At 53.4% G+C, this 1,791-nt stretch carries 2 protein-coding genes and 1 pseudogene; all 3 read left to right on the top strand.

Annotation, left to right across the window (positions count from 1 at the left end; genetic code table 11):
- Positions 1-1,114: IS66-like element ISEc8 family transposase (locus tag E0D98_RS23840; RefSeq protein WP_131891210.1), on the top strand; the 1,114-nt coding region annotated here is incomplete at its 5' end.
- 44 nt (positions 1,115-1,158) lie between these two features.
- Positions 1,159-1,308: pseudogene (locus tag E0D98_RS23835) on the top strand (IS110 family transposase); the annotation flags it as partial.
- Between the two features lie 334 nt (positions 1,309-1,642).
- A partial coding sequence (locus tag E0D98_RS23830; protein ID WP_165941056.1) for an Exc2 family lipoprotein occupies positions 1,643-1,791 on the top strand: 149 nt, incomplete at its 3' end.

The following is a 1,791-nucleotide window of genomic DNA, read 5'->3' as shown; positions in this document are numbered from 1 at the left end:
TAGCGCCTTCCGGGTTATCCGGACGGTACGGGAAAAACATGCCTGTACTCAGTGCGATGCCATCGTGCAGGCACCTGCACCTTCGCGGCCCATCGAGCGGGGTATCGCCGGACCGGGGCTGCTGGCCCGCGTGCTGACCTCGAAGTATGCAGAGCACACCCCGCTGTATCGCCAGTCAGAAATATACGGCCGGCAAGGTGTGGAGCTGAGCCGTTCACTGCTGTCGGGCTGGGTGGATGCATGCTGCCGGCTGCTGTCTCCGCTGGAAGAGGCGCTTCATGGCTATGTCATGACTGACGGCAAACTCCATGCCGATGATACCCCGGTCCAGGTACTGCTGCCGGGTAATAAGAAGACGAAGACCGGGCGGTTGTGGGCGTATGTTCGTGATGACCGCAATGCCGGGTCAGCGTTGGCACCTGCAGTGTGGTTCGCTTACAGCCCGGACAGAAAAGGCATCCATCCGCAGACTCATCTTGCTTGCTTCAGCGGTGTGCTGCAAGCGGATGCGTACGCCGGGTTCAACGAGCTGTATCGCAATGGTGGGATAACGGAAGCTGCCTGCTGGGCTCATGCCCGCCGAAAGATCCACGATGTGCACGTCCGCATCCCGTCAGCACTGACGGAAGAAGCCCTGGAGCAGATCGGTCAGTTGTACGCCATAGAGGCGGATATAAGGGGAATGCCGGCAGAGCAGCGGCTTGCTGAACGTCAGCGAAAAACGAAACCGCTGTTGAAATCCCTGGAAAACTGGTTGCGTGAAAAGATGAAGACCCTGTCGCGACACTCAGAGTTGGCGAAGGCGTTCGCGTACGCACTTAACCAGTGGCCGGCACTGACGTACTATGCGAACGATGGCTGGGTGGAAATCGACAACAACATCGCTGAAAATGCCCTGCGGGCGGTCAGTCTGGGTCGTAAAAACTTCCTGTTCTTCGGCTCTGACCATGGTGGTGAGCGGGGAGCGCTACTGTACAGCCTGATCGGGACGTGCAAACTGAATGACGTGGATCCAGAAAGCTACCTTCGCCATGTGCTTGGCGTCATAGCAGACTGGCCGGTCAACCGGGTCAGCGAACTGCTTCCGTGGCGCATAGCACTGCCAGCTGAATAACACATCCCCGTCAATACGGCCCTCGCTGTACGCTTACCGTCGAGCTGGATGTGCATAAAGAAACGTTGGCGGTTGCTATTGCTGCACCTGAACGGCTTAGCGAAGTTCGTTATTATGCTGCGATTAACAACGAAGCCTGGGCTGTACGTCGATTATTTCAGAAATTGCAGGGACTTTACGGAAACTTCATCACCTTACGGGTGTAAAAATGAAGGTTTTCCCAGATGTGACCCGACGTCACTTTTTTCGTTTCAGGGCCTCAATGGCTCTTTATGTATACCTTGTTCCATAACGTGATTGCCGCTGTCTGTAACGTCAGTCCCCTGTTCTTGGCACGCTTTCAGACATACCCACCTTCGTCATTTTGTTCAGGCCGCTACCGTTGCAATGAACCTTGTGACTAACCGTAATTCTGTTTCGGCAGCATATTTTTAAGGTAATGAACACAGACGGAAACAGGTGATAATATATCGATGGATATATTATATAACGCAATGAGAACAAGTGATTAAAGATAAGGAGATGCTCATGAGATTTTCTTCCGTCAGGCTGCTTCTGATCCCTCTGATAACTGCAACTATCGCTCTTACAGGATGCACACCAAAGACCAGCCTGGAACGACATACCCGGCATTATGTTTATGCTTCAGATGATGGTTTTGATCCTAACTTCTACAC

It is taken from the genome of Escherichia sp. KCJ4928 (assembly GCF_004352695.1).
In the GTDB taxonomy this organism is placed as follows: domain Bacteria; phylum Pseudomonadota; class Gammaproteobacteria; order Enterobacterales; family Enterobacteriaceae; genus ECMA0423.
This window is presented reverse-complemented; position numbering and strand designations above follow the sequence as displayed.